The following is a 1,191-nucleotide window of genomic DNA, read 5'->3' on the forward strand; positions in this document are numbered from 1 at the left end:
TTTAAGGGGCTTTTTGCGTGTGGCAAGCCCTTCTAGGGCTAATAAAAAGCCACCCGCTATGCGGGTGGATGATTACTAAGCGGAACCGGATGTTTTTTGCGAACACGTTTCAACAACCAAAGTTCGGCCTTATTTAATTTAAATAATTGCTGTCCTAGACTCATGATGCATGGTTTTCTTAGTTAACTTCAGTGACAAAAATATAACCAGCTGCTTTAAAGCTGATAGGAATCTCGCGACCATCACTTGTTTTGATAACAATTGGACCCTCAAAAGGTTCATGACGCAAGATGGTAATATTCGTTCCTAAGGCTAAATTTAATCCTTCAAAGTACATCAGGAACTCGTGATTATCAATGACACGTTTGACTTGGACAGTTTCGCCGTCAGGAGTGTTAACCAGAACTTGGTCGTTTTGATCAGTCATGGGTGCATTTCCGGGAATTAAGCCACCATGAGGACAACGTTTAGGATCATCAAGGAAAGTATTCAGCCGCGAAATTAACATGCCATCTGTAGTGTGCTCCAAGACATCAGCAGCTTCATGCACTTCACCGATATTGTAATTAAGTTTATCGTGCAGGAAGACTTCCCAAATACGATGACGACGAACGAGCGTTGTTGCTATTTCACGGCCCTTATCAGTTAGTGAGATTTCATTATAAGGGGTGTGACTAACCAGCGCTTCTTTGGCCAAACTAGTGAGCATCTCTGTGACTGAAGGCGCGCTAACTTGTAAAATATCAGCAATATTCTTATTGGTAATTTTGCGCCGATCATGACTAAGCTCATAAATAGCCTTCAAATAGTTTTCTTGACTCGGTGACATTAGGCCAACCTCCATATGTTTACTAATTGGCAAAGCAATTATGCTAATCTTTATTATAGCCTATTTGTCATGATTTAAGTAGGCAGGCCCTGAATTTGTTTCCTATTATTAAGCTGTTTTAATTCCAACTTGCTTTATGGTACTGGCTAGTAATTGAAATGAAATTAAAGTTGATTTTAGGCAGGATAGCGGACAACTCCGTTGCGGACGCCGAGTTGTGGAACGCTGCCACTGCTGGTGCCAAGTCTTCCCCAATTTAAGAAGGTGGTTGCTGGGCGATTTAGAGGGCGTGGAACGGCGTGGGCGTTGATTTAAGCTTTTTCTGCGAAAAATCTTAAATACAAGCCTTATTCTAAACGGTA

Annotated in this window: 1 protein-coding gene; it reads right to left on the reverse strand. The window is 41.6% G+C overall.

The genetic code is table 11. The features are described 5' to 3' along the window. Positions 1-178: 178 nt before the first annotated feature. On the reverse strand, positions 179-829 hold the full coding sequence (locus EKM81_RS11040; RefSeq protein WP_125651623.1) for a metal-dependent transcriptional regulator: 651 nt from the start codon (positions 827-829) through the stop codon (positions 179-181). Between the last annotated feature and the right edge of the window lie 362 nt (positions 830-1,191).

This window comes from Lapidilactobacillus gannanensis (genome assembly GCF_003946675.1).
GTDB classification, from domain to species: domain Bacteria; phylum Bacillota; class Bacilli; order Lactobacillales; family Lactobacillaceae; genus Lapidilactobacillus; species Lapidilactobacillus gannanensis.

Coding starts and splice junctions, on each gene's coding strand:
- EKM81_RS11040 (WP_125651623.1), bottom strand. CDS start 829: ATGTCACCGAGTCAAGAAAACTATTTGAAGGCTATTTATGAGCTTAGT.